This is a genomic window from Rhodoferax sp., from assembly GCF_028689305.1.
Lineage (GTDB): Bacteria > Pseudomonadota > Gammaproteobacteria > Burkholderiales > Burkholderiaceae_C > Rhodoferax.
Genome location: NZ_JAQTWM010000027.1, coordinates 6013 through 27893, shown reverse-complemented (window position 1 = coordinate 27893; position 21881 = coordinate 6013). Strand labels below are relative to the sequence as shown.

The window sequence follows — 21881 nt, the reverse complement described above, 5'->3', positions numbered from 1 at the left end:
CGGAGAGGGCATCACCATTTCCAATTTAATCTGCACATGGATTGATACAAACGTTGAATGTATGCACCCGTCTGCATAGCGCCATCGGCCAGCGGATACAGCGAGCGTCAGTTGGCGGCGCCGCTGGCCCGCAGCAAGCCGACATGCGCCATCACGTGATGCAGCCAGAGCGGGTCATTGGCCATGGCCAGCGCCGCATGCAACGCGTTGGATTGGCGGTCGGCGCGCGCCGACATGAACCCGATCGGTGTCAACACGTCAGGGTCAATCAGCGGTATGGCCTCCAGTTCGGCATAACCACGCAGCACCCCCACCAGCGCGCCCGGCAGGATGCTGCAGACTTCTCCAACCAACACCGTCAGGCCCAGTGTCAGAATCGAATTGGTTTCAATCACCGGCTTGACATCCACACCAAGCTGCCGGAAGGCAGCGTCCACAATGGTCCGGTTGTGCATTTCCGGCGTCAACAGACACAAGGGCAAGTCGGCAGCTTCAGCCCAGCGTATGGGCTGCCTCACCAGGCGCAACCCCGATTTGAGCGGCTTGGCTGCGCGTCTGAGCAAAAAATAGCGCTCGGTGTATTGGTGGGTGGCCACCAGCTTGGTGGCGCGGGCCTGCAGGCGGTCGGTATACCCCAGTCCGAGGTCCACCGACAGGTTTTCCAGACCAGATTCAATGTCCTGTGAACTCATGGACCGCAGCACCATCGACAAGCCGGTATAACGGGCCTGCAGGCGGCCAACAAAACGCGCGGCAATCGGCATCACCGACGGCACGGCACCCAGCGTCAAGGTGCCCACCGGTTGGTCGTTGACCGTTTGAAGATCCTGTAACAGCAGCGCATGTTCATGCAGCATACGCTGGGCACTCTGAAAAATGCGCTCCCCCTCGGGCGTGAAGCCTTCAAAAGACCGGCCCCGTTTGACAATGGCCGTATCAAACTCTTCTTCCAGCGCCCGGATGGCATTGGAGAAAGCGGGCTGGGTGATGTGACAGGCATCCGCTGCACGACCAAAATGTTTGTGCTCGTGCAGCGCCGCGAGATAACTCAGTGAGGTAAACAGGTTCATAAATCAGTCAGATATGCCCAAGTGGGCGGTGGCGCGCTCAGGCATTGAGCTTGCGATACAGGGTCTGCCGACTGACGCCGAGTCGGCGTGCGGCTTGTGACACATTGCCGCCGCAATCATCGAGCGCACGCTGCATCGCCTGGAGAGACAGTTGCTGAAGATTTTGCAGCGGCTCGGCAAGCGCTTTGGTCGGCCCATGACTGGTGGGCGACGCGACCAGGTTGACGGCCGCCGGTGTCAAGTCTTCCAGCAAATCGTCCGGCAGATGCCGCCAGTCAATCCAGACCTCATGCGCGTCCAGCATGGCACTGGCGGTGCGCAGGGCATTGGCATACTGGCGCAAATTGCCTGGCCAGCCATGCTGGCGCAAGCGCTCCAGCAGTTCGGGCCGCACTTGCACCTGGCGGTCCGGATTCAAGTCAGCCAGCAAACGGCCCGTCAGCACGGTGAAATCCGTGCGCTCACGCAGGGGCGGCAGCACCACCGTCAGGCCGTTGATACGGTAATACAGGTCATTGCGAAAGCGGCCAGCGGCAACCTCGTCACGCAACTTGCGATGGCTGGCGCAGACCAGGGCAAAGTCCACTGCCACCGTCTGGCCGCCGCCCAATGGCGTGACCTGGCGCTCCTGTAACACCCGCAGCAAACGTGCCTGCAAACCCAATGGCATGTCGCCAATTTCATCCAGAAACAGCGTTCCCCCATGCGCTTCGCGCAAGCGGCCCGGACTGCCCTCGCGCCGGGCACCAGTGAAAGCACCTGCTGCGTAGCCAAACAGTTCCGCTTCAATCAGGCTCTCGGGCACCGAAGCGCAATTGATGGCGACAAACGGCTGGTGGCGTCGTGGGCCGCTGTCATGCGCTGCACGGGCAAACAACTCCTTGCCCACCCCTGACTCCCCCTGTATCAACAAGGGAATGGGTTTGTCCAGCACCCGGCGGGTTTTCTCGCAAGCAATGCGCCAGCGCGTGTCCCCGGTGTCCAGCGCTCCCAACGCGTCCACCGCCTCCCTGGTGGGCGCCGCCAGGGAGTTCACACGGGCAGGCGTAGCAGTGGTGCCAGCCAGCAAGGTGCCAGCATCCCGCTGCAACCGGACAAACAGCAATGTGCCGTCCGGCAAACGCACTGGATTGGCCTGCCCCGGGCGGCACCGATGACGCGACAGCAGTTCGTCCAGCGACACATCCAGCAGATTTTTGATCTGGACCGCGCCGATCTCTGCCGCCGTCACATGCAGCAAATCAAAACCGGCGTGATTGCCCCCGACGATCCAGCCGTCCTCCGACACAGCCACGATGCCCTCGGCCACCGTGCCGATGCCTTCAACCTGCGGATGCAGATGCAACAGCAGATGCCGACGGCATGTCGCCGCGATCAAGCGGTTTTCGATCAAGCGCGTGGCCATACTGACCAGCCCCATGGTGTGCGGCTGGCGGCTGCGCTGGTCGCCCGAAATGTCCAGCACCCCCATCAGCTCACCCATCGCCGAACGGATGGGCACCGCAGTGCAGGTGAGAAATTCATGACGCTCAAAAAAGTGCTCGGCACCGTGAATTTCAATGCCTGTCGCCTCCATCAGTGCGGTGCCGATGGCATTGGTGCCCCGATGCTGCTCATGCCACGAGGCCCCGCAGGACAATGCCACCCGCTCGGCCCGGCTCAGGAAATCAACCTGCCCCAGGGTATGCATCAGCGTACCGCGCCGGTCCGCCAGGATCACCATGCCGTGAAGGTGACGCACCTGCTCAAACAGCACTTCCATCACCGGGCGCGAATGCGCCAGCAAATCGTGGTTGCTGGCCATGGTGCGGCTCAGCTCGCTGGCACTGGCGTGCTCGGTGTCAAGCAAGCGTCCAGCAGGCAGCAGGCCGGCAGCCAGACTGCGTTGCCAGGAACGGGCCACACGGGCATCCACCCCTTCGGAGGGGAAGTCGCCGTGTTCCAGCAAATGCAAGCGAGCCCGGCGCAAAGCCAGGACGGGGGATGGTGTTGGCACCTTGTCTCCTGACAGACTGAAGTCTGCTCTTGGGGGATTGAATGGACATGATCGTACCCAGTGATCTTATCCCTGACGATATGAAACTCTCTGCATACACCATGACCGCTCCCACTGTCTCAGGAAGTGACAAGTGCCCCATCTTGCGACACCCCAGGACAGGACAGCCCGCCAGATCATTTCCAGAAAACCCTTTGAAATCAACACACTGCGCGAGATCACCAGCGCTGGCACGCGACTTGATAGAAGAAGCTGCCCTTGATGGGCATGTCATTCCATCGAACCAACAAAGAGGATTCAAGATGATTTACGCAGCACCCGGCACACCCGGCGCAAAAGTGGCCTTCAAGGCTCAGTACAACAACTTCATTGGTGGCCAATTTGTCGCGCCAGTCAAAGGCCAGTACTTTGATGTGGTCACCCCTACCACCGGCAAGCCCTACACCCAGGCCGCCCGCTCCACCGCCGAAGACATCGACCTGGCGCTGGATGCCGCCCACGCCGCCGCCGACGCCTGGGGCAAAACCGATGCCGCCAGCCGCGCCAACGTGTTGCTCAAAATTGCCGACCGCATTGAAGCCAACCTGGAGCTGCTGGCCTACGCCGAAACCGTGGACAACGGCAAACCGATCCGCGAAACCATGGCGGCCGACATTCCCCTCACTGTGGATCATTTCCGCTACTTTGCCGGTTGCGTGCGCTCGCAAGAAGGCGGTTTGAGCAACATCGACGAAAACACCGTGGCCTACCACTTTCAGGAACCGCTGGGCGTGGTCGGCCAGATCATTCCGTGGAACTTTCCGATTTTGATGGCCGCCTGGAAACTGGCCCCGGCCATTGGCGCGGGCAACTGCGTGGTGCTCAAACCGGCCGAGTCCACCCCCATCAGCATTTTGATTCTGGCCGAGCTGATCGCCGACCTGCTGCCCCCCGGCGTGCTCAACATCGTCAACGGCTATGGCCGTGAAGCCGGCATGCCGCTGGCGCAAAGCAAACGCATTGCCAAAATCGCCTTCACCGGCTCCACCACCACCGGCCGCGTGATTGCCCAGGCCGCTGCCAACAACCTGATCCCGGCCACGCTGGAGCTGGGCGGCAAATCGCCCAACATCTTCTTTGCCGACATCCTGGACAAGGACGACGGCTTTCTGGACAAAGCCGTCGAAGGCCTGGTGCTGTTTGCCTTCAACCAAGGCGAGGTCTGCACCTGCCCGAGCCGTGCGCTGATCCAGGAAAGCATTTACGACGCCTTCATGGAACGGGTGCTGAAACGGGTGGCCGCCATCATCCAGGGCAACCCGCTGGACTCCAACACCATGATCGGTGCGCAGGCCTCCAAAGAACAGCTGACCAAGATTCTGTCCTACCTGGAGCTGGGCAAGCAGGAAGGTGCGCAGGTGCTGATCGGTGGCACACAGGCCAAGATGGAAGGCGACCTGGCGGGCGGCTACTACGTGCAGCCCACGCTGTTCAAGGGCCATAACAAAATGCGCATCTTCCAGGAAGAAATCTTCGGCCCGGTGCTGGCCGTGACCACCTTCAAAGACGAAGCCGAAGCGCTGGAAATTGCCAACGACACGCTCTACGGCCTGGGTGCCGGGGTGTGGAGCCGCAACGGTAACGTGGCCTACCGCATGGGCCGCGCCATCAAGGCTGGCCGCGTCTGGACCAACTGCTACCACGCCTACCCGGCCCACGCGGCTTTCGGCGGCTACAAAGAATCCGGCATCGGCCGCGAAACCCACAAGGTCATGCTGGATCACTACCAGCAAACCAAGAACCTGCTGGTGAGCTACAGCGAGCAGAAGTTGGGCTTCTTCTGATGGCAGACAAAGTCGCCAGAGTTGTGGCGACACCGGCGGCTTTGGCGCTGGTGGCGCAGTTGCAGGCCCAACACGGCCCGCAACTGATGTTCCACCAGTCCGGCGGCTGCTGTGACAACAGCGCCGCCAATTGCCTGCTGCCCGGTGAAATCACCATCGGCCCCGGTGACGTGTACCTGGGCGACATCGGCGGCTGCCCGTTTTACATCGGTCGTGCGCAATATGAAACATGGAAACATACGCAGTTGATCATCGACGTAATCGAAGGCACGGGTGGCACGTTTTCGCTGGAGGGGTCAACCGGGAAAGCGTTTCATACGCGGTCCAGGGTGTTGACGGCGGGGGAGTTGGAGGAATTAGATCACTGGATTGGCTAATCTACCTGCCAGATTGCCAACATTGGGAGCAACGGTTGCCCCAAAAAAACTGCACTGGGCGCCTGCCCTATCCACGGACAGGCTCACTTGGCCTCGCCCGATTGAATTTCATTTCCGTCGTCTGACTTGGTAGAAGCCAGTTATCCCCAACAAGGCCATAAGAATCACAATGCCCCATTCAGAGAGCGTTGGGACTGTTGTCGCAGCAGAGCAGGATTTGATCCAATCGCGATGCAACCAGGGCCATTGAGGGGTCAATGTGACTGCGTCGACACCCACCATCGCGAGCCAGGTGATTCGCTGTTGGCGACCATTGCTGCCCCCAGTTTCGACCATCGACACCCATGCTATTCATCGTCCAGTTTGAAGACATCTACACCGACCACCCCGAGCGCCTGCCAGAGCGAGCCCAGCACATGCCGACCCACTGGGCCAAGGCGTTTGGGTCACCTGAATTCACTGACTGCATTCAGGCTCTGGACGCAGCATGGTCCAGTCAACGTGACAACCGCCCATAAGCTGGAAAAATTGGATTAAATCGTGCCTTAGCCCGTTAACCACAAGCATCATAAGCTATCATATTTATAGCTCTTGACGATCTTGATTTTGGATCGATGGTTCTGTGGCATGCAAAACGACCAGAGCATGGCACCAAGGTCGATCGCTCAGAGCTGGGCCAGGGGCGTTTCCTCGGCGGATTCGTCGGCATTGAGAAGGTCAATCAACTGCCCCAAGTCCTCATCCATGCGCTGAAGCGTCTCCACAGTCAAATTACCCAGCGCCTGCGGTAACACCCCCTCAAACGGGCCGGGAACCTTCTTCAACAGTCTGGTGCCGGCAGGCAAGATCCTGAGCTGCACATTGCGTCGGTCGTCCGGCGCCTTATCCATGCGAATGAGTTCCTTGCGCAACAGCGCCTTGATCAGGTTGCTGGCTGTGGATTGGTGAATGTCCATATGAGAGGCCACTTCACCCATACCAATGCCCGGATGGGCCTTGATCAGACTCAAGGCCCAGACCTGGGCACCGCCCAAGCCCACCTGCGTCTCCATTTTCCGGAAATGTGTCCGCACGGCATTAAAGACCACACGGAACCGGCGCAAGACCCTGGCTGGTGTAACCAATTCGACGGAAGATGGGACAGCAGACTTCATAGGGCAACGGTGTGAATGTACGACTTCCCCGATGATAGGCACGCGCAGGCCCAGGTCGCCCGCTTGTCATCACAAACACTCAAGCCACTGACAGTTGTTCCCTCAACTTTTTCATCAGCAAGTCCTCAAAGGTATAAAAACCGGTGTCGCACCGTGCCAGCTCACCCAGGGCAAAGGCCGCACCAGTTCCAAACGCCTCGCGTTTGATCGAATCATGCGTGAGACGAACCGTTTGGTATGGAAATCCAAAAATGACTTCGTGGTGCCCCACAATGCCGCCGAGCCGCAAAGAGGTTATTTTTTCCGTGCCCAATTCCAGGCTTTCCGCAATTTTTTTGGCAGTGCCGGAAACCTCGGGCTTTTCCTTGAAGTGTTGTTCCAGAATTTCAACGTCCGCAAAAGGCGCAATGTTCCTGAGCAGCTTGGCCGCCATGATCAGGAAGTTGATGCCCAACGTCATGTTGGGTGAGCACAGCACGCGCGTGTCCTGACCAAGGCTGCGCGCGTAGCTGAGCTGCTCCTCCGTGTAAGCCGAAATAGCGCTGACCAGCATGATTTTTCGACGCCTCAGATCTTCGCCATACATCTGCAGGGACTGCGGCACAGAAAAATCCACCATCGCGTCCACGGGGTGTTCGTGAAGCCAATCTGAAAAATTGATGGCATCCAGTCCGACCACCGCGGTAGCACGGTCATCAGACGTCTGCCTACCTGTGATGGCCGTGCGCTTGGCGATCCAACGCAAATCAAAGCGAGGATCAGCTTGCAAAACTTGAGCAACGGCACGACCGGCCTTGCCATACCCGAACAGTCCAACCTTGATCATTGTGCGGTCTCCTTGAGGATGATCCTTCGTTTACACAAATTACATTTGTTTAAATATAACAGATACATTTGTTGCAATGTATGATGATGCAACAAGCTCATTCATTTCATATTTCAACGGTAGGAAAAAATGCGTTCACATCCACACATTCCCACGGTTCTCAAACAGGAACTTACCGACTGGCACATGTGGACAGGACGCGGCGTTGTGATGATGTTTGCGGCGTTGGCGGGGATCACTGTGGTCGTTTTCACCTGGCTGGCTGATCACGCCCTGGCCCAGTTTTTCGTGTTTCAAAAAGCCTACTGGTGGGGGCCAGTTTTCTGGACGCCACTGTCAACCGCCGCCATCGTCTGGTTGACATTGCGGTTTGCTCCCGGCGCTGCGGGGTCCGGCATCCCCCAGGTCATGGCCTCCCTGGAGCCGCAAGCCACAGGCCCCGCCCGGCGGCTCTATGTCTCGGTCAAGCTGACCTTTGCCAAAATTCTGTTGACCACTTGGGGTTTGTTTGCGGGCTTGTCTCTCGGGCGCGAGGGGCCATCTGTTCAGATCGCGGCTGGCGTGATGCACCATGCCCGACGCTGGATGCCCAAACGCGCGCGCATTTCTGAGCACAGCCTTCTGATTGCCGGCGGGGCTGCAGGCATTGCCGCCGCATTCAACACACCACTGGGTGGCGTGATGTTTGCCATTGAGGAGCTGTCCAAAAAAACCGAACAACGCAGCAACAGCTTGATCTTGGTGGCGATTGTGGTTGGTGGTCTGATGGGCGTTTCCGCCTACGGCAATGCGAGCTATTTCGGGGTGATTCGCATCGAGAATTTTGGCTTTGCGCTGATTTTCCCAGCCATTCTGGTGGCGCTGTGCAGCGGCCTCGCGGGCGGGCTTTTCTCCCGGCTGTTGATCGTGTCACTGTCCGGCAACTCAACGGATTGGTTCAGCAGTTTTCGAAAGAAATCTCCAATCTTGTTTGCAGCCGGCTGTGGGCTGGCAGTGGCTGTTCTCGGCATGGTGAGCCAGGGAGAAACCTACGGCAGTGGTTATGCCCACAACCGGGCCATGCTGGAAAACAGCAATGACACCTCTTTGCTGTATGTACTGCTGAAGTTTGTAGCGACGTGGTTGACCACCTGGGCGGGGGTGCCTGCAGGTGTGTTCGCCCCCTCACTGGCGATCGGCGGCGCGTTGGGCAACGACCTGGCGCAATGGACCTCTTACGCCAATGCCCCCACATTGATCGCCCTTGGCATGGCGGGATTTCTGGCGGCAGTCACGCAGGCACCTTTGACGGCGTTCATCATCGTGATGGAAATGGTGGATGGTCATGCGCTGGTATTGAGCCTGATGGCTTGCGCGATGGTGGCCAGCGGAGTCTCCAGACTCATCAGCGCTCCTTTGTACCCATCGTTAGCAGAATTGCAGTTACTGCGAACCCGCAGTTTCGCGGCATCTCGAAAAGAGAGTGATTGAAAGCGCATGCACGCTTCGTCCATGAACTTGCTGTTGCGCCACTGGCGCAATGAAAATTGTCGTTCGCCAATATCCCAAGGTCATACCACTTCGACATAACGCGTATTGGAACGAAAATCCAATCATGCAAAAAACCGATCTGATTCAATCCAGCCGGGACTCGCGTCAAATTCCATGGCAAATGGCAATTGGCTATGTTGCCATTTTTCTCTTACTTGACTGGGTCAGCTTCATACGCCCGCTGCAAGGCCTGAACATCACGCCTTGGAGTCCTCAGTCTGCCCTGGCCATCGCCCTGCTGTTATGGAATCGACATTGGCTATGGGTCGTTTGGATCAGCCTATTGACAGCAGAACTGTTTGTTCGCGGTGTCCCTTCTGACTGGCTGGTCGTACTGACATCCACAACAGCACTGAGCCTGATTTACGCAGCAATAGCCCATAGTCTCAAACTCAAGCTTGACCAGTCGCTTGCCTTGGCCACACAACTTGATCTGTCATGGTTCACCGCAATTGTGGTGGTGGGATCACTGCTCAGCGGCGTTATCTACATCTCTGCTTTTTCAGTGGCTGGGCTGGGAGTGAGTGGCTCCACCTACGAGGCCATTGCACGCTACTGGATCGGTGACGCTGTGGGTTTGTTGGTGCTATTACCTGTTTTACTTGTATTGATGGACTCCATGCGCAGGACCGCCTTGATCCACACGCTCAAGAATGGTCATTGCTGGGTCATCACCGTGCTCACATGTTTGCTTCTCTGGACTGTTTTTGGGACTGGGGGAAATGATCATTTCAAATATTTTTATCTGCTCTTTTTGCCCATCGTCTGGATATCAGCCAAGTTCGGAGTTTCAGGCGCTGCATTCATCTCCTTTGTCACCCAGCTAGGCTTAATTCTGGCCGTTCAATCGGTCCCCAACGAAGACTTGACAGTGTTCGAGTTGCAAGTTCTGATGATGGCGATTTCGTTGACCGGTTTGATGATCGGTGTTGTCGTTGATGAGCGCACGAGAACGCAAACTCAATTGAATAGCAGCCTGCGGCTGGCAGCAGCGGGTCAAATGGCTGCATCACTGGCGCATGAATTAAGCCAGCCCTTGACGGCTTTGAATAACTATGCCCAGGCCTGCCAGATACTTGTGACACAAGCCAATGAACTGCCAGTTGGTCGGCGTCAACAATTGATCGATGTCACGCAACGGATCGTTAACGACGTCGATCGTGCTGGGATGGTTATCAAGCGCCTGCGTGATTTTTTCCGAACTGGCTCCACCAATTTGCAGTTGGTCAACCCCACTCATATCGTTCATGACGCGATACAAGTCCACCTTCGGCGCATGGAAACACTTCAGTTACGGCTGGAGGCGCAAATACAGGAGAACCTGCCCATGGTCCGAATGGACCCTGTTCAGATTTCAGTGGTCCTGCGCAATCTGATTGACAATGCCATCGACGCCACCTCTTTGTCAAATGCTGGAAATCAAATCATCATCCGTGCTCACATGCACAATGCAGAATTGCTGATTGAGGTTCAGGATAACGGGCCTGGAGTGGATATGGCTCGCCTGCCAAGCTTGTTTGATGCAGGCGCTTCAGATAAGCCGGGTGGCATGGGCATCGGTCTGAGCATCTGCCGCGCCATTGTTGAAGCACATGGTGGTCGGCTCTGGTTTGAGTCAGGCGAGAGAAGCTGCTTTTGTTTTACGCTTCCAACTGTAGACGTGGACGATGGTGAAGTCACAAATGCATAAAGAAACCGTGTTCATTGTTGATGACGACGCATTTATTCGAGATTCACTGTCACTTTTGCTGAGTCTGCGTGGTTATTCGACGGCGTTGTTTGCCAATGCAGAAGATTTTTTGGCGGCGCTTACAACCAGTTGGCGAGGCTGTGCCATCGTCGACATTCGGATGCCTGGAATTTCGGGGCTGGAGCTGCAGCGGCTGCTGTTGGAGCGCAATATTCAATTGCCCTTGATTGTGATTACCGCGCATGGTGATGTCGCCGCCGCTCGACAAGCGTTTTTGGCCCAAGCCGTTGACTTTATTGAAAAACCGTTTGATGGCGAACAACTCGTGGGCACCATTGAAAGAGCATTGGACGGTATACGCACCACAGATCAGGCACAGGACGTACAGCAAATCGCCAGATCCTCCTTGGGACAACTGACTGCACGCGAGCGTGAGGTGATGGGATGGATGCTGAAAGGTCTCCACAATCGCCGCATTGCAGAAGAACTTGGCATCAGCCCCAGGACGGTTGAAGTCCACAAGGCACGGGTCATGGAAAAACTGGGTGTCCAGAACTTGATTGATCTGGTGCGCCTGGTGGACAGGGACTTGGTCTAGAACCACCGGTCATGCCATATTCTTCAACCGATACTTTCACAGTGCTGATCGCCATCGCCTTGGCTGCAGTGGGTGGCGAACTGTTTCTCAGGGGCGTTCTTGACTTGTCTGCGTGGTTACGTCTCCCCAGGTTGTTGGTGGCAACCTCCATTTCTGCTTTTGCAACTTCCAGTCCTGAATTCACTGTCTCGACAATGGCAGCACTCGCCGGCACACCGGAGATCGGATTAGGTGACGCACTGGGCAGCAATGTGGTGAACATCTGTTTGATATTTGCCTTGGCACTGCTTTGGGGGCCAATTTCAGCCCAGTCGCGTGCCCATCGGCGCGATTTTCTTTTCGCCATAGTTGTACCAATCCTTACCCTGATACTGGCGTTCGACGGTCAATTGTCCCGGTGGGACGGGGCTCTCCTGCTTTCACTTTTTGCGCTCTGGGTGGCCCTCTTAAGCCGGCAGACGATCCTATATCGGCATGACAAAGTGCAAGATGCACTACCAGTATCAGTATCACGACATGCCATGTCCACATCGCTGCTTGCTGTAGTAGGCCTGTCATTCTTGTTTTTGGCAGGGCGCCTCTTTGTGATTGGTGCAAGTGGCATTGCTTCGGCGCTAGGTATAAGCAGCTACATCGTTGGTGCCACAGTCGTGGCTCTCGGCACCTCATTGCCAGAATTGGTGACGACGCTGCTCGCACGCTGGCGAGGTCACGACGATGTTGGTCTTGGAACACTGCTTGGGAGCAATCTGTTCAATGGTTTGGCCATCGTCGGTACCACTGCTGCCATCCATCCTATTCAAGCCTCTCGGGGTGATGTTTCTATTGCACTGATTTTCGGGGTGTTTGCTGCTCTTCTGATACTGCCTCACCAAGGCGTCATCCCGAAACAACGCGGATTCATGCTATTGGCGGTTTATGCGATTTACATCGTGCTCACGTTCAGTCACGAATGAGTGTCCAGTTGACATCGTTGCCTTCGCAACAATGTCAATCCATTTGTTAATAAGGGTTTCACGTACGTGACATCACGTACATTACTGCCCGAATAGCCATGATTCTGTCAAATGGATAACCTTCGCATCGCGTGAAAGTTAGGGGTGAATGCATCGCCTCCGCTCACCAGGAGGTTAGGTGTGATCCGTAGACAAGTGTTTCCAAAGAGGATGGCGAAGAATCCATTTCCTCAGTGCATCAATGATTAAGTTGTGGCTGTGGCTATTACCTGAACTCAGACAGTTTCCGGCGACCAATCAAGAACCGGCACTCCAGAAAGCACGAGAAAGTGAACTCCATTCAGTTGAGCTGATTGGCGTTGCCATTTGGCTGGTACTGGTGACGTCGCTCACAAAAATTTTCATGGAAAAAGCTTCCATACCCAGTGACATTGAAGCGACACTGGTGATCAACTTCTTTGTTGTTGTGCCCCTGCTGACGATTGTTCTTTTCCCCATTCATATCCGTCGCTTGCGCCGTGGTCTGCGCAAACAACTTGAACAGATGGGACGATCATGAGCATGATTCAGTGGGTCGGTGCTGGACTTTTTTTTGTGGCTCTGATCCACACCTTTTCTACAAAATTTTTCGAGCGCATGGCGCACCGTAAGCCCAATCACGCCGGGATGTGGCACCTGCTTGGGGAAGTCGAAGTCGTTTTCGGCTTTTGGGCCATGGTATTGATTGTTGCCATGGCGTTTCTCATGGGCAAGGATGCAGCCACCAGTTACCTGGATTCGCGCAACTTTACAGAACCCATGTTCGTGTTCGTGATCATGGTCATCGCGGGAAGCCGGGCCGTCCTGGAGATGGCGCGCGAAGGCGTGAATACCATTGCCAGATTCGTTCCGCTACGTGGCGGCATGGCGTTTTACTTCGTTGCGCTGGCCTTCGTGCCCTTGCTCGGTTCTTTCATCACCGAACCAGCTGCGATGACCTTGGCGGCGCTCATGTTACGGGACAGGATTTATGACTCAAATCCATCCACCAAGCTCAAATACGCCACGCTAGGCGTGCTGTTTGTCAATATCTCCATCGGTGGCACACTCACGTCATTTGCCGCGCCACCTGTACTGATGGTTGCCACCAAATGGAACTGGGACAGCTGGTACATGCTGGGACATTTCGGCTGGAAAGCTGCATTTGCAGTAGTCGTCAACGCGCTGGTGACCACCCTCATTTTCAGACATCAGCTGTCAGGACTTTCCCTGAAATCGTCGAACACCAGCACAAAAATGCCTTTGTGGATCAGTGTCCTGCATATCCTGTTCCTGATGGGCGTTGTGACATTTGCCCACCACCCGGCCGTGTTCATGGCGCTGTTTTTGTTTTTCATGGGCGTGGCAAGCGCATACCCGCAATTCCAGGACCGATTGATCCTTCGGGAAGGTCTGTTGGTGGCCTTTTTCCTGGCAGGACTGGTGGTGTTGGGCGGACAGCAGCAGTGGTGGCTCGAACCCCTTCTGCGAAGCATGGATGCAACAACGGTCTACTTTGGAGCCACTGTTTTGACCGCAGTGACTGACAATGCTGCGCTGACTTATCTGGGATCGCTGGTGAACGGTCTGAGTGACGAGTTCAAACACGCGCTTGTTGCGGGCGCTGTCACCGGAGGTGGTTTAACCGTGATTGCCAATGCACCAAATCCTGCAGGATTTTCGATTCTGCGCGGTCATTTCGAGGATGAAGCCATCCATCCAATTGGACTTCTGGTGGCAGCATTGCCACCAACACTGACCGCTGTGATCGCTTTCAGACTGTTATGAGAACGCTGTCTGATCCACCCGAAACGGTCACAGTTGGCGTCATCCGGCCCGCCTGGCCAAACGGTTAGGGGCCTCACCGGCGGCAACGCCCCTTCATGCAGGTGGCTTCAGATAGGTTTACTTGGCCGCGTTCGGAAAGAACAGTTGTTCGCCACCAATCTTGTAGCTGGCGATCACACCCTGGCCAGCGCTGGAGGTCACCCAGTCAACAAACTTCTGGCCGTCAGCCGCCTTGACGTGCGGGTGTTTGGCCGGGTTCACCAGCATCACGCCATACTGGTTGAACAGGCGCTTGTCCCCCTCCACCAGCACCGTCAGGTCACCGCGGTTCTTGAAGTTGAGCCAGGTGCCGCGATCGGCCAGCACATAAGCGCCCAGGCTGGAAGCCATGTTCAGCGCCGGGCCCATGCCACAACCGCAGGACTTGTAGCCGCTGCCGGCGGTTTTTTCATCCAGGTCCGCCACTTTCCAGAAACGCAACTCGGCGGCATGGGTGCCGCTCTTGTCACCACGCGAGATAAAGGCACCGTTGCCCGCGGCCACTTTTTTCAGCGCCGCCACAATGTCATTGCCTTTGGTATTGAGTGGGTCGGCCTTGGGGCCGATCAGCACAAAGTCGTTGTACATCACCTCCAGGCGTTTGATGGCAAACCCCTCAGCCACCACCTTTTCCTCAGCCACCTTGTCGTGCACAAACAGCACATCAGCGTCACCCCGGCGGCCCATGTCGATGGCTTGGCCGGTGCCCAGGGCCACCACTTTCACGTCAATGCCGCTGGCCTTCTTGAACTCGGGCAGCAGGTAGCCGAACAGCCCGGACTGCTCGGTCGAGGTGGTGGACGCCACCACGATCGACTGCGCCTGCGCAGCCACCGGCAGGCTGGTAGCAGCTACAATAACAGTAGCAACAAACACATTATTGACGTGGGCTAGAGGCCTAAAAGACCCAAAAGATTTCATACAAGTTCTCCTTTGACAAAAAGATGGGCGGCGGGGTATTTTTGCTGCAGCAAAGTCCCGCCAAAAAAGTGATCAACCGGCAAGTCGGCCAGCACCCGCCCCTGTTCCAGGTAGATCACCCGGCTGGCCAGCCGCTTGACCTGGCCCAGGTTGTGGCTGGCAAAAATCAGCGTCAGAGCGCGGCTCTGGCTGGCAAACTCTTCCATCAGCGCCTCCACCTCACGCTTGGCGTGTGGGTCCAGACTGGCGGTCGGTTCATCCAGCAGCAGCACATCCGGGTTGAGCGCCCAGGCACGTGCCATGGCCACGCGCTGCTGCTGGCCGCCCGAAAGGGCGCGCGCATTGCGCCGGGCCACCGTGGCCAAGCCCACCCGCTCCAGCGCCGCCAGCGCCAGGGTGTTGGCCTGGCGCCAGGGTAAGCCGCGCAGCCACGGCCCCAGCGCCACATTGGTCTGGACCGACAGACGCAACAAGTGCGGCTTTTGAAACAACATGGCCTGGCGGGCTGCGCCCGGGCTGATCAGATGACCAGCGGCAGGGCGAATCAAGCCGTGCAACACCCGCAACAGCGTGCTCTTGCCAGAACCATTGGCGCCAACCAGCGCCACACGCTCGCCAGGCGCAATACGAAGGTGAAGGTCCGTCAAAGCCGGCACACCACGCTGCGCCGAGCCAAATTGCACACTGACACCGGTCAATTCAAACAGGGCACCTATCTGGTCACTGCTGTCAGCTGCGCCTCTTTTCAAACCGATGCCCCCTGCAAGGGTGACGAGGCCACCCCCACCTCATCCGATTCACGCCAGCGCCGCAGCCCGCCAATCAGCGCGTTGAGCAGCAACACCACCCCCAGCAACACCAGCCCCAGACCCAGCGCCAAAGGCAAATCGCCCTTGCTGGTTTCCAGCGCAATGGCCGTGGTCATGACCCGTGTGAAACCATCCACATTGCCGCCCACAATCATCACCGCGCCAACTTCCGACACAGCACGGCCAAAGGCGGCAATCATCACCGTCAGCAGCGCGTAACGCTCATCCCAGGCCAATAACAGACTGCGCAGCAGCGGCCGGGCACCCAGGGACTGCAATTGCTCACCATGCAAAGCCTGGGCATCCTCCACCGCCTGGCGCGTCAGCGCCGTCACGACCGGCAACACCAGCACCGCTTGCGCCAGCACCATGGCCTTGAAACTGAACAGCCAGCCCAGGTAACCCAATGGCCCGCTGCGTGACAGCAGCAGGTAGATCACCAGCCCAACCACCACCGAGGGCACCGCCAAAAAGGTGTTGAGCACCGTCAGCACCGCACCGCGCCCGGCAAAACGCGCCACGCCCAGCCAAGCCCCCAGCACCAGGCCCACCACACAGGCAATAGCACTGGCACAGGCGCTGACAGACAGGGACCGGCCCACGATGGTGAGCAGACCCTGGTCCATGGAGAAGATGAGTTGCAGCGCCGTGGCTGCACTGTCGGAGAAGGTGGTCATTCAGGCCGATATCAAAGTTGCGGTATCGTAGCCACCGATCTATTGACTGACCATATGAACCACCGTGCATAGGCTTCAACTCCACTACACCCTCTCACGCGACAGCAGCCCGGCCCAGGTGCGCAACCCCCTGATTGATTTGCTGCAGGCGGTCAGCAGCCAGGGTTCGATCTCGGGTGGCGCCCGTGCCCTGGGGCTGAGTTACCGGCACGTCTGGGGCGAACTCAAGCGCTGGGAGCAGGAACTGGGCAACGAACTGCTGGTCTGGGAAAAAGGCCAGGCGGCCCGCCTGACTGACTTTGGCGCCAAGCTGATGTGGGCCGAACGGCAGGCCCAGGCGCGGCTGGCGCCGCAAATCGAGGCGCTGCGCGCCGAACTCGAACGCAGCTTTGCGCTGGCTTTTGACGACCAGGTGCATATGCTGACGCTGTATGCCAGCCATGACGAGGCCATCTCCGCGCTCAGGGAATACGCCCTGCGCGACTCCGAGGACACCGGTCGCCTGCACCTGGATGTGCGTTTTACCGGCAGTGTGGACGCCATCCGCGCGCTCAACGAAGGACGCTGTGTGATGGCGGGGTTTCATACCCTGCTGGACACCAGTCGCCATAGCCGCAGTGAACGCAGCTACAAACCCCTGCTGCAACCCGGCCTGCACAAGATCATCGGTTTTGCCCGGCGCACCCAGGGGCTGATGGTGGCCCCCGGCAACCCGCTGGCGCTGCGTGCCATCACCGATGTCATCACCGCCCAAGCCCGTTTTGCCAACCGGGCGCTGGGTTCGGGCACGCGCGTGGTGCTGGACGAGCTGCTGGATCAGGCTGGGCTGACTGGTGCGGCCCTGCCGGGTGACGGCCGGGTTGAACCGTCCCACGCGGCCGTGGCACAGGCCGTGGCTTCGGGCCAATGTGATACTGGCCTGGGCATCGCCGCCGCCGCCTACCAGGCCGGGCTGGATTTTGTGCCGCTGGTGGAGGAGCGTTACCACCTGGTGTGCCTGAAATCGGCACTGGAACAGCCCGGCGTGCAGCACTTGCGGCAACTGCTGCAAACGCCGCACTGGCAGGCGCATGTCGGTGCCATTGCGGGTTATGCCCCCGAGCAGAGTGGCCAGGTGCTGTCGATGCGTAAGGTGTTGCCATGGTGGAATTTTGCACAGAAAAAGGCCGCTGCACCGACCGCTGGCCCGGCGACAAAATAATTTCAAGCCAAGGTCATATATATTTTTGCGCGACCGTTCGAGGCAAACCGCTAAACTTCGGCGGTTATTTCCCCTGCACCAGACCATTACCGTGGTTAAAGTGCGCCACAAACTCTAACAATGGAGACACCATGCAAGCTCTTTTGAGATATTCAAATATGGTTGACGGGCTCAATCGCCTGGTCGGCAAATATGCCATCTGGCTGATTCTGGCCTCCACCGCCATCAGCGCTCTCAATGCCGTCGTGCGCAAAGCCTTTAATGTCGGCTCCAACGCCTATCTCGAAGTGCAGTGGTACCTGTTTGCCGCTACCTTTTTGTTATTTTCCGCCTACACATTGCTCAACGGTGAACACGTCAAGATCGACGTGGTTTATGGCCGCCTGGCCAAACGCACCCAAATCTGGATTGATGTGTTTGGCTTCACCTGCTTTTTGCTGCCTTTTTGCACGGCCATTCTCTGGTTCAGTGTGCCATTTGTGCTCAAAGGGTATGCCTCCGGCGAAATGTCCTCCAACGCCGGCGGCCTGATCCGCTGGCCGGTCTACGCCATGATGCCATTGGGGTTTGGCCTGCTGTTTCTGCAAGGCACGTCTGAGTTGATCAAGCGGCTGGCGTTCCTTAAGGGCCTGATTGACGACCCAACCGAAAAAGTCGTCGAAAAGACGGCTGAAGAAGAGCTGGCGGAAGCCATTCAAAAACTGGCTGATGAGAAAGCCGCCAAAGCCAACGCGACCTGAGCCCGGAGACACACATGGAACTTTTAACCGCCAATCTCGCCCCGATCATGTTCGCGGGCTTGATCGTTTTCCTGCTACTGGGTTTCCCGGTTGCCTTCAGTCTGGGTGCCTGCGGGCTGTTTTTTGGTTTTGTCGGTATTGAACTGGGTGTTTTGCCGCAATCGCTGCTGCAGGCCTTGCCGTTGCGTATTTTTGGCATCATGCAAAACGACACGCTGCTGGCCATTCCGTTCTTCACGCTGATGGGCCTGATTCTGGAGCGTAGCGGCATGGCCGAAGATCTGCTCGACACCATCGGCCAACTGTTCGGCCCGTTGCGCGGTGGCCTGGCTTTTGCCGTGATTTTTGTTGGCGCCCTGCTGGCTGCAACCACCGGTGTGGTGGCCGCCTCGGTGATTTCCATGGGCCTGATTTCGCTGCCGATCATGTTGCGCTACGGTTATGACCGGCGCGTGGCCTCGGGGGTGATTGCCGCGTCAGGCACATTGGCCCAGATCATTCCGCCGTCACTGGTGTTGATCATCCTGGCTGACCAGTTGGGTCGCAGCGTGGGTGAAATGTACAAGGGTGCGTTCATCCCCGGGTTTGTCCTGACAGGTTTGTATGTGGGCTACGTCGTGCTGCTGACGTTCATCCGTCCCTCCTGGGTCCCAGCCCTGCCCCCCGAGGCACGCACCATCCGCGAAGACAACGGCTCCAGCGGCCTGCCTTCGCTGGGCGTTTTGACTGCTGTCAGCACCGGCCTGGCGGTGTACCTGGGAAAACACTACGCCCAGGTCGTGAGCTGGTTCAAGGGTGAAGAAGTGCTGACAGTAGCCACCGATGAAACCATCGTGGTGGCCTTGTGTTCGGGCGTGCTGCTGGCCTTTGTCATCGCTGTGATCAACAAGGTGACACGCCTGGGCCTGCTGTCACGCATGGCTGAACGCGTCACATTTGTGCTGATTCCCCCGCTGCTGCTGATCTTCCTGGTGCTGGGCACGATCTTCCTGGGGGTGGCGACACCCACCGAAGGTGGAGCCATGGGGGCCATGGGCGCCTTCATCATGGCGATCTTGCGCAAACGGCTGAGCATGGCCCTGCTGAAGCAGGCTTTGGCCAGTACGTCCAAACTGTCGAGTTTTGTGGTGTTCATTCTGGTGGGTTCGACCGTCTTCAGCCTGGTGTTCCAGGGCGTGGATGGCTCCAAGTGGGTGGAACACCTGCTGACCTCACTGCCGGGCGGTCAACTGGGCTTTCTGATCGTGGTCAACGTGCTGATTTTCTTTCTGGCCTTTTTCCTGGACTTTTTTGAGTTGTGCTTCATCGTGGTGCCGCTGATTGGTCCTGTCGCTGAAAAAATGGGCATTGACCTGATCTGGTTTGGCGTCTTGCTGGGAGTGAACATGCAAACCTCGTTCATGCACCCGCCGTTTGGCTTTGCGTTGTTCTATCTGCGCAGTGTGGCACCAGGTAAGGAATACACCGACAAGATCACCAAGAAGCTGATCCAACCGGTCACCACCATGCAGATTTACTGGGGCGCCATTCCGTTTGTGATCATCCAGATCGTCATGGTTGCTGCCATCATTGCCTTCCCTGGCATTGTCTCCAGTGGTCTGGACAAGGCTGAGGCGGTCGATCTTGACAAAGTCGGTGCCGAAATGATGGCCAATATGCCCGGTGAAAGCCCCGCTGCACCTGCGCCGTCTGCTGATGCTTCCAGCCCTGAGGTGCAGCCAGAGGCGCCACCCGCCGCTGACGACGCGGCCTCCAACGATCCGATGAAAGCCATGGAAGACGCCATGAAAAAAGAAACCAAGTAACGCCATCAGCCCACAGTGAATTCACTGTGGGCGCCCTCAAAAAAAAGCCCCGCAATGCGGGGCTTTTTAACGAGAAATTGACCGGTATCAGAGTTTTTGCGACGCCATGAATGAATCGAAGCGCGCTTCCGCAAAGCGGAACCACAAGACTTGATCACGCTGGAAAGCCAGCAAGTCAGCATAAATCTTCTTCCACTCGGGACTCTTGGCATTGTTGGCTTCAAACACTTTCTTCGAAGCCTTGAAGGAGGCCTCTAGAACACTCTGCGGGAACGGCAAAACCTTGGTTTTGGCAGCGACCAGCTGCTTCAATGCATTGGGGTTCAAGGCATCGTATTTGGCCAGCATGTCAGTATGCGCCACGACAGAGGCCGCTTCAATGATGGCCTTGTTTTCAGCTGACAGGCCGTCAAACGCCTTCTTGTTGATAAAGAAGTCCACCTCGGGGCCGCCTTCCCACCAACCCGGGTAGTAGTAAAAGGGCGCCACTTTATTGAAGCCGAGCTTCTGGTCATCATACGGCCCCACCCATTCAGCAGCATCAATCGTGCCTTTTTCCAGCGCCTGGTAGATTTCACCACCAGGAATGCTCTGTGGCACCGCGCCGAGCTCCTGCATCACTTCCCCGATCAAGCCACCGCCCAAACGCATCTTCATGCCCTTGAAATCAGCGACAGACTTGATTTCCTTGCGGAACCAACCACCCATCTGGGTTCCGGTGTTCCCGCCAGCATAACTCACCATGCCATAAGCAGCATAGAGCTCGTTCATGAGCTTGCGGCCATTGCCATGCATCATCCAGGCCGTCATCTGGCGGGCATTCAGACCAAAGGGAATGGCCGAACCCAAGGCAAAGGCCGGGTTTTTGCCGTAAAAATAATAGGGAACGGTGTGACACATTTCGATCGTCCCGTTTTGCACACCGTCAACGACGCCGAACGGCGGTACCAACTCACCACCAGCATGCACGGAAATCTCAAACTTGCCACCTGACATGGCCTTGACCGCCTTGGCGAAGACCTCTGCACCACCGTAAATGGTGTCAAGCGATTTTGGGAAACTTGATGCCAGACGCCAACGAACTTCACCACCGCCAGTGACAATAGCCGGGGCACCGGGAGTCGCTGGTGCGGCCTCCTCTTTTTTGCCACATGCAGCTAGTCCTGCGGCCAATACGCCAGCAATACCGGCGTTTTTGATGACGGAACGACGATCCATAGATTTACTCCTGAGGGTTACAAATGAAGTTGTTCACCACGCAGTCATGCGCAGCGATGACTGAATAAAAAAGTCACTTTGCATTCTATAAAGCGTGCCCCTGTGATCGCATCGGGTTTTCCCTTGCGCCACTGGACAACGCCCATTTTTCAACGGTTAGGCAAAAGAATTTCAAACCGCGAGCGCACGGCCGCCTCAATCCCGGTCGCGTCGAGCCCCTGCATGGCCAGCAGTTTGGCAGGGTCGCCGTGTTCAATGAACTCGTCGCGCAAGCCCAGTTGTTGCACCGGCTTGACCACGCCGGCAGCGGCCAGAGCCTCCAGCACGGCACTGCCAGCGCCGCCCATCAACGCACCCTCTTCGACCGTCACCAGCGCCTCATGCTGTGCCGCCACCTGCAACAGCAGCTCGGTATCGAGCGGTTTGGCCCAACGCATGTTGACCACCGTGGCGTCCAGTGATTCGGCTGCCTGCAAGGCCGGATGCAGCAGCGTGCCGAAGGCCAGAATCGCCACACGTCGGCCAGAGCGGCGAACTTCGCCTTTGCCAAACGGCAAGGCATCCAGCGCACTGCTGACCGGCACTCCAGCCCCGGCGCCGCGCGGGTAACGCACGGCCACCGGGGTGGTCTGCGCATAAGCCGTG

The 21881-nt window shown here is 57.5% G+C and carries 22 protein-coding genes; 12 read left to right on the top strand and 10 right to left on the bottom strand.

Annotated elements, in window-relative coordinates; genetic code table 11:
• Positions 1 to 107: 107 nt before the first annotated feature.
• Both PHW99_RS07875 and PHW99_RS07870 read right to left on the bottom strand, forming a co-directional pair.
• Entirely contained in the window at positions 108 to 1070 is a 963-nt protein-coding gene (locus tag PHW99_RS07875) for a LysR substrate-binding domain-containing protein (RefSeq protein WP_300175444.1), read from the bottom strand.
• Positions 1071 to 1107: 37 nt separating this feature from the next.
• Positions 1108 to 3066: a sigma-54-dependent Fis family transcriptional regulator gene (locus tag PHW99_RS07870; protein WP_300175442.1), complete on the bottom strand. Its 1959-nt coding sequence runs from the start codon at positions 3064 to 3066 to the stop codon at positions 1108 to 1110.
• 302 nt (positions 3067 to 3368) lie between these two features.
• Here PHW99_RS07870 and adh point away from each other — a divergent pair, with 302 nt between their 5' ends.
• Complete coding sequence (adh, locus tag PHW99_RS07865) at positions 3369 to 4889, top strand: aldehyde dehydrogenase (protein ID WP_300175440.1); 1521 nt, start codon at positions 3369 to 3371, stop codon at positions 4887 to 4889.
• On the top strand, positions 4889 to 5266 hold the full coding sequence (locus tag PHW99_RS07860; RefSeq protein WP_300175438.1) for a DUF779 domain-containing protein: 378 nt from the start codon (positions 4889 to 4891) through the stop codon (positions 5264 to 5266). Before adh ends, PHW99_RS07860 begins: the two co-directional genes overlap by 1 nt.
• Before the next feature lie 108 nt (positions 5267 to 5374).
• On the opposite strand, the gene PHW99_RS18825 is transcribed toward PHW99_RS07860, so the two are convergent.
• Positions 5375 to 5548 (bottom strand): IPTL-CTERM sorting domain-containing protein, encoded by a 174-nt coding sequence (locus PHW99_RS18825; RefSeq protein ID WP_366913181.1) that lies wholly within the window; start codon positions 5546 to 5548, stop codon positions 5375 to 5377.
• Positions 5549 to 5610: 62 nt separating this feature from the next.
• Between PHW99_RS18825 and PHW99_RS07855 the strand changes: the two genes are divergently transcribed.
• Entirely contained in the window at positions 5611 to 5784 is a 174-nt protein-coding gene (locus PHW99_RS07855) for a hypothetical protein (RefSeq protein ID WP_300175436.1), read from the top strand.
• A 147-nt stretch (positions 5785 to 5931) separates the two neighbouring features.
• Here the strand turns inward: PHW99_RS07855 and PHW99_RS07850 are convergent, their stop codons facing one another.
• Together PHW99_RS07850 and PHW99_RS07845 are read right to left on the bottom strand one after the other, a co-directional pair.
• The gene (locus tag PHW99_RS07850; RefSeq protein ID WP_300175434.1) at positions 5932 to 6420 is read right to left on the bottom strand and encodes a MarR family winged helix-turn-helix transcriptional regulator; all 489 of its coding nucleotides are present in this window, start codon (positions 6418 to 6420) and stop codon (positions 5932 to 5934) included.
• A gap of 79 nt (positions 6421 to 6499) precedes the next feature.
• A complete protein-coding gene (locus PHW99_RS07845; protein ID WP_300175432.1) occupies positions 6500 to 7246 on the bottom strand; it encodes a dihydrodipicolinate reductase C-terminal domain-containing protein in 747 nt (248 codons plus the stop codon).
• Between the two features lie 129 nt (positions 7247 to 7375).
• On the opposite strand from PHW99_RS07845, the gene PHW99_RS07840 reads away from it, so the two are divergent.
• The 6 genes from PHW99_RS07840 to PHW99_RS07815 all read left to right on the top strand — a co-directional run bounded on the left by PHW99_RS07840 (position 7376) and on the right by PHW99_RS07815 (position 13826).
• Complete coding sequence (locus PHW99_RS07840) at positions 7376 to 8716, top strand: chloride channel protein (RefSeq protein ID WP_366913172.1); 1341 nt, start codon at positions 7376 to 7378, stop codon at positions 8714 to 8716.
• 124 nt (positions 8717 to 8840) lie between these two features.
• Positions 8841 to 10466: an ATP-binding protein gene (locus tag PHW99_RS07835; protein WP_300175430.1), complete on the top strand. Its 1626-nt coding sequence runs from the start codon at positions 8841 to 8843 to the stop codon at positions 10464 to 10466.
• Positions 10459 to 11064, top strand: a complete 606-nt coding sequence (locus tag PHW99_RS07830; RefSeq protein WP_300175428.1) for a response regulator — start codon at positions 10459 to 10461, stop codon at positions 11062 to 11064. Before PHW99_RS07835 ends, PHW99_RS07830 begins: the two co-directional genes overlap by 8 nt.
• Positions 11065 to 11105: 41 nt before the next feature.
• Positions 11106 to 12020, top strand: coding sequence for a calcium/sodium antiporter (locus PHW99_RS07825; protein ID WP_300175426.1), 915 nt, complete (start codon positions 11106 to 11108; stop codon positions 12018 to 12020).
• 241 nt (positions 12021 to 12261) lie between these two features.
• The gene (locus tag PHW99_RS07820; protein WP_300175424.1) at positions 12262 to 12579 is read left to right on the top strand and encodes a hypothetical protein; all 318 of its coding nucleotides are present in this window, start codon (positions 12262 to 12264) and stop codon (positions 12577 to 12579) included.
• Entirely contained in the window at positions 12576 to 13826 is a 1251-nt protein-coding gene (locus PHW99_RS07815; RefSeq protein ID WP_300175422.1) for a putative Na+/H+ antiporter, read from the top strand. The genes PHW99_RS07820 and PHW99_RS07815 overlap by 4 nt, the downstream gene beginning before the upstream one ends.
• 117 nt (positions 13827 to 13943) lie before the next feature.
• Here the strand turns inward: PHW99_RS07815 and PHW99_RS07810 are convergent, their stop codons facing one another.
• Genes PHW99_RS07810 through PHW99_RS07800 form a run of 3 tightly spaced genes read right to left on the bottom strand, consistent with a single transcriptional unit; the run spans position 13944 to position 16272 of the window.
• Positions 13944 to 14786 (bottom strand): extracellular solute-binding protein, encoded by an 843-nt coding sequence (locus PHW99_RS07810; RefSeq protein ID WP_300175420.1) that lies wholly within the window; start codon positions 14784 to 14786, stop codon positions 13944 to 13946.
• The gene (locus tag PHW99_RS07805; RefSeq protein ID WP_300175418.1) at positions 14783 to 15535 is read right to left on the bottom strand and encodes a phosphate ABC transporter ATP-binding protein; all 753 of its coding nucleotides are present in this window, start codon (positions 15533 to 15535) and stop codon (positions 14783 to 14785) included. Before PHW99_RS07805 ends, PHW99_RS07810 begins: the two co-directional genes overlap by 4 nt.
• Positions 15532 to 16272: an ABC transporter permease gene (locus tag PHW99_RS07800; RefSeq protein WP_300175416.1), complete on the bottom strand. Its 741-nt coding sequence runs from the start codon at positions 16270 to 16272 to the stop codon at positions 15532 to 15534. The genes PHW99_RS07805 and PHW99_RS07800 overlap by 4 nt, the downstream gene beginning before the upstream one ends.
• Before the next feature lie 64 nt (positions 16273 to 16336).
• On the opposite strand from PHW99_RS07800, the gene PHW99_RS07795 reads away from it, so the two are divergent.
• The 3 genes from PHW99_RS07795 to PHW99_RS07785 all read left to right on the top strand — a co-directional run bounded on the left by PHW99_RS07795 (position 16337) and on the right by PHW99_RS07785 (position 20018).
• Positions 16337 to 17473, top strand: coding sequence for a substrate-binding domain-containing protein (locus PHW99_RS07795; protein WP_300175414.1), 1137 nt, complete (start codon positions 16337 to 16339; stop codon positions 17471 to 17473).
• Positions 17474 to 17604: 131 nt separating this feature from the next.
• Positions 17605 to 18213, top strand: a complete 609-nt coding sequence (locus PHW99_RS07790; RefSeq protein ID WP_300175412.1) for a TRAP transporter small permease subunit — start codon at positions 17605 to 17607, stop codon at positions 18211 to 18213.
• 14 nt (positions 18214 to 18227) lie between these two features.
• Complete coding sequence (locus tag PHW99_RS07785; protein WP_300175410.1) at positions 18228 to 20018, top strand: TRAP transporter large permease subunit; 1791 nt, start codon at positions 18228 to 18230, stop codon at positions 20016 to 20018.
• Positions 20019 to 20105: 87 nt separating this feature from the next.
• Here PHW99_RS07785 and PHW99_RS07780 read toward each other — a convergent pair whose 3' ends face one another.
• A complete protein-coding gene (locus tag PHW99_RS07780) occupies positions 20106 to 21236 on the bottom strand; it encodes a TRAP transporter substrate-binding protein (RefSeq protein ID WP_300175408.1) in 1131 nt (376 codons plus the stop codon).
• A gap of 149 nt (positions 21237 to 21385) precedes the next feature.
• The coding region (locus tag PHW99_RS07775) for a transketolase C-terminal domain-containing protein (protein ID WP_300175406.1) at positions 21386 to 21881 on the bottom strand (496 nt) is incomplete at its 5' end.

Coding starts and splice junctions, on each gene's coding strand:
- PHW99_RS07875 (WP_300175444.1), bottom strand. CDS start 1,070: ATGAACCTGTTTACCTCACTGAGTTATCTCGCGGCGCTGCACGAGCAC.
- adh (WP_300175440.1), top strand. CDS start 3,369: ATGATTTACGCAGCACCCGGCACACCCGGCGCAAAAGTGGCCTTCAAG.
- PHW99_RS07860 (WP_300175438.1), top strand. CDS start 4,889: ATGGCAGACAAAGTCGCCAGAGTTGTGGCGACACCGGCGGCTTTGGCG.
- PHW99_RS18825 (WP_366913181.1), bottom strand. CDS start 5,548: ATGGTGGGTGTCGACGCAGTCACATTGACCCCTCAATGGCCCTGGTTG.
- PHW99_RS07855 (WP_300175436.1), top strand. CDS start 5,611: ATGCTATTCATCGTCCAGTTTGAAGACATCTACACCGACCACCCCGAG.
- PHW99_RS07850 (WP_300175434.1), bottom strand. CDS start 6,420: ATGAAGTCTGCTGTCCCATCTTCCGTCGAATTGGTTACACCAGCCAGG.
- PHW99_RS07845 (WP_300175432.1), bottom strand. CDS start 7,246: ATGATCAAGGTTGGACTGTTCGGGTATGGCAAGGCCGGTCGTGCCGTT.
- PHW99_RS07840 (WP_366913172.1), top strand. CDS start 7,376: ATGCGTTCACATCCACACATTCCCACGGTTCTCAAACAGGAACTTACC.
- PHW99_RS07835 (WP_300175430.1), top strand. CDS start 8,841: ATGCAAAAAACCGATCTGATTCAATCCAGCCGGGACTCGCGTCAAATT.
- PHW99_RS07830 (WP_300175428.1), top strand. CDS start 10,459: ATGCATAAAGAAACCGTGTTCATTGTTGATGACGACGCATTTATTCGA.
- PHW99_RS07820 (WP_300175424.1), top strand. CDS start 12,262: ATGATTAAGTTGTGGCTGTGGCTATTACCTGAACTCAGACAGTTTCCG.
- PHW99_RS07815 (WP_300175422.1), top strand. CDS start 12,576: ATGAGCATGATTCAGTGGGTCGGTGCTGGACTTTTTTTTGTGGCTCTG.
- PHW99_RS07810 (WP_300175420.1), bottom strand. CDS start 14,786: ATGAAATCTTTTGGGTCTTTTAGGCCTCTAGCCCACGTCAATAATGTG.
- PHW99_RS07800 (WP_300175416.1), bottom strand. CDS start 16,272: ATGACCACCTTCTCCGACAGTGCAGCCACGGCGCTGCAACTCATCTTC.
- PHW99_RS07790 (WP_300175412.1), top strand. CDS start 17,605: ATGCAAGCTCTTTTGAGATATTCAAATATGGTTGACGGGCTCAATCGC.
- PHW99_RS07785 (WP_300175410.1), top strand. CDS start 18,228: ATGGAACTTTTAACCGCCAATCTCGCCCCGATCATGTTCGCGGGCTTG.
- PHW99_RS07780 (WP_300175408.1), bottom strand. CDS start 21,236: ATGGATCGTCGTTCCGTCATCAAAAACGCCGGTATTGCTGGCGTATTG.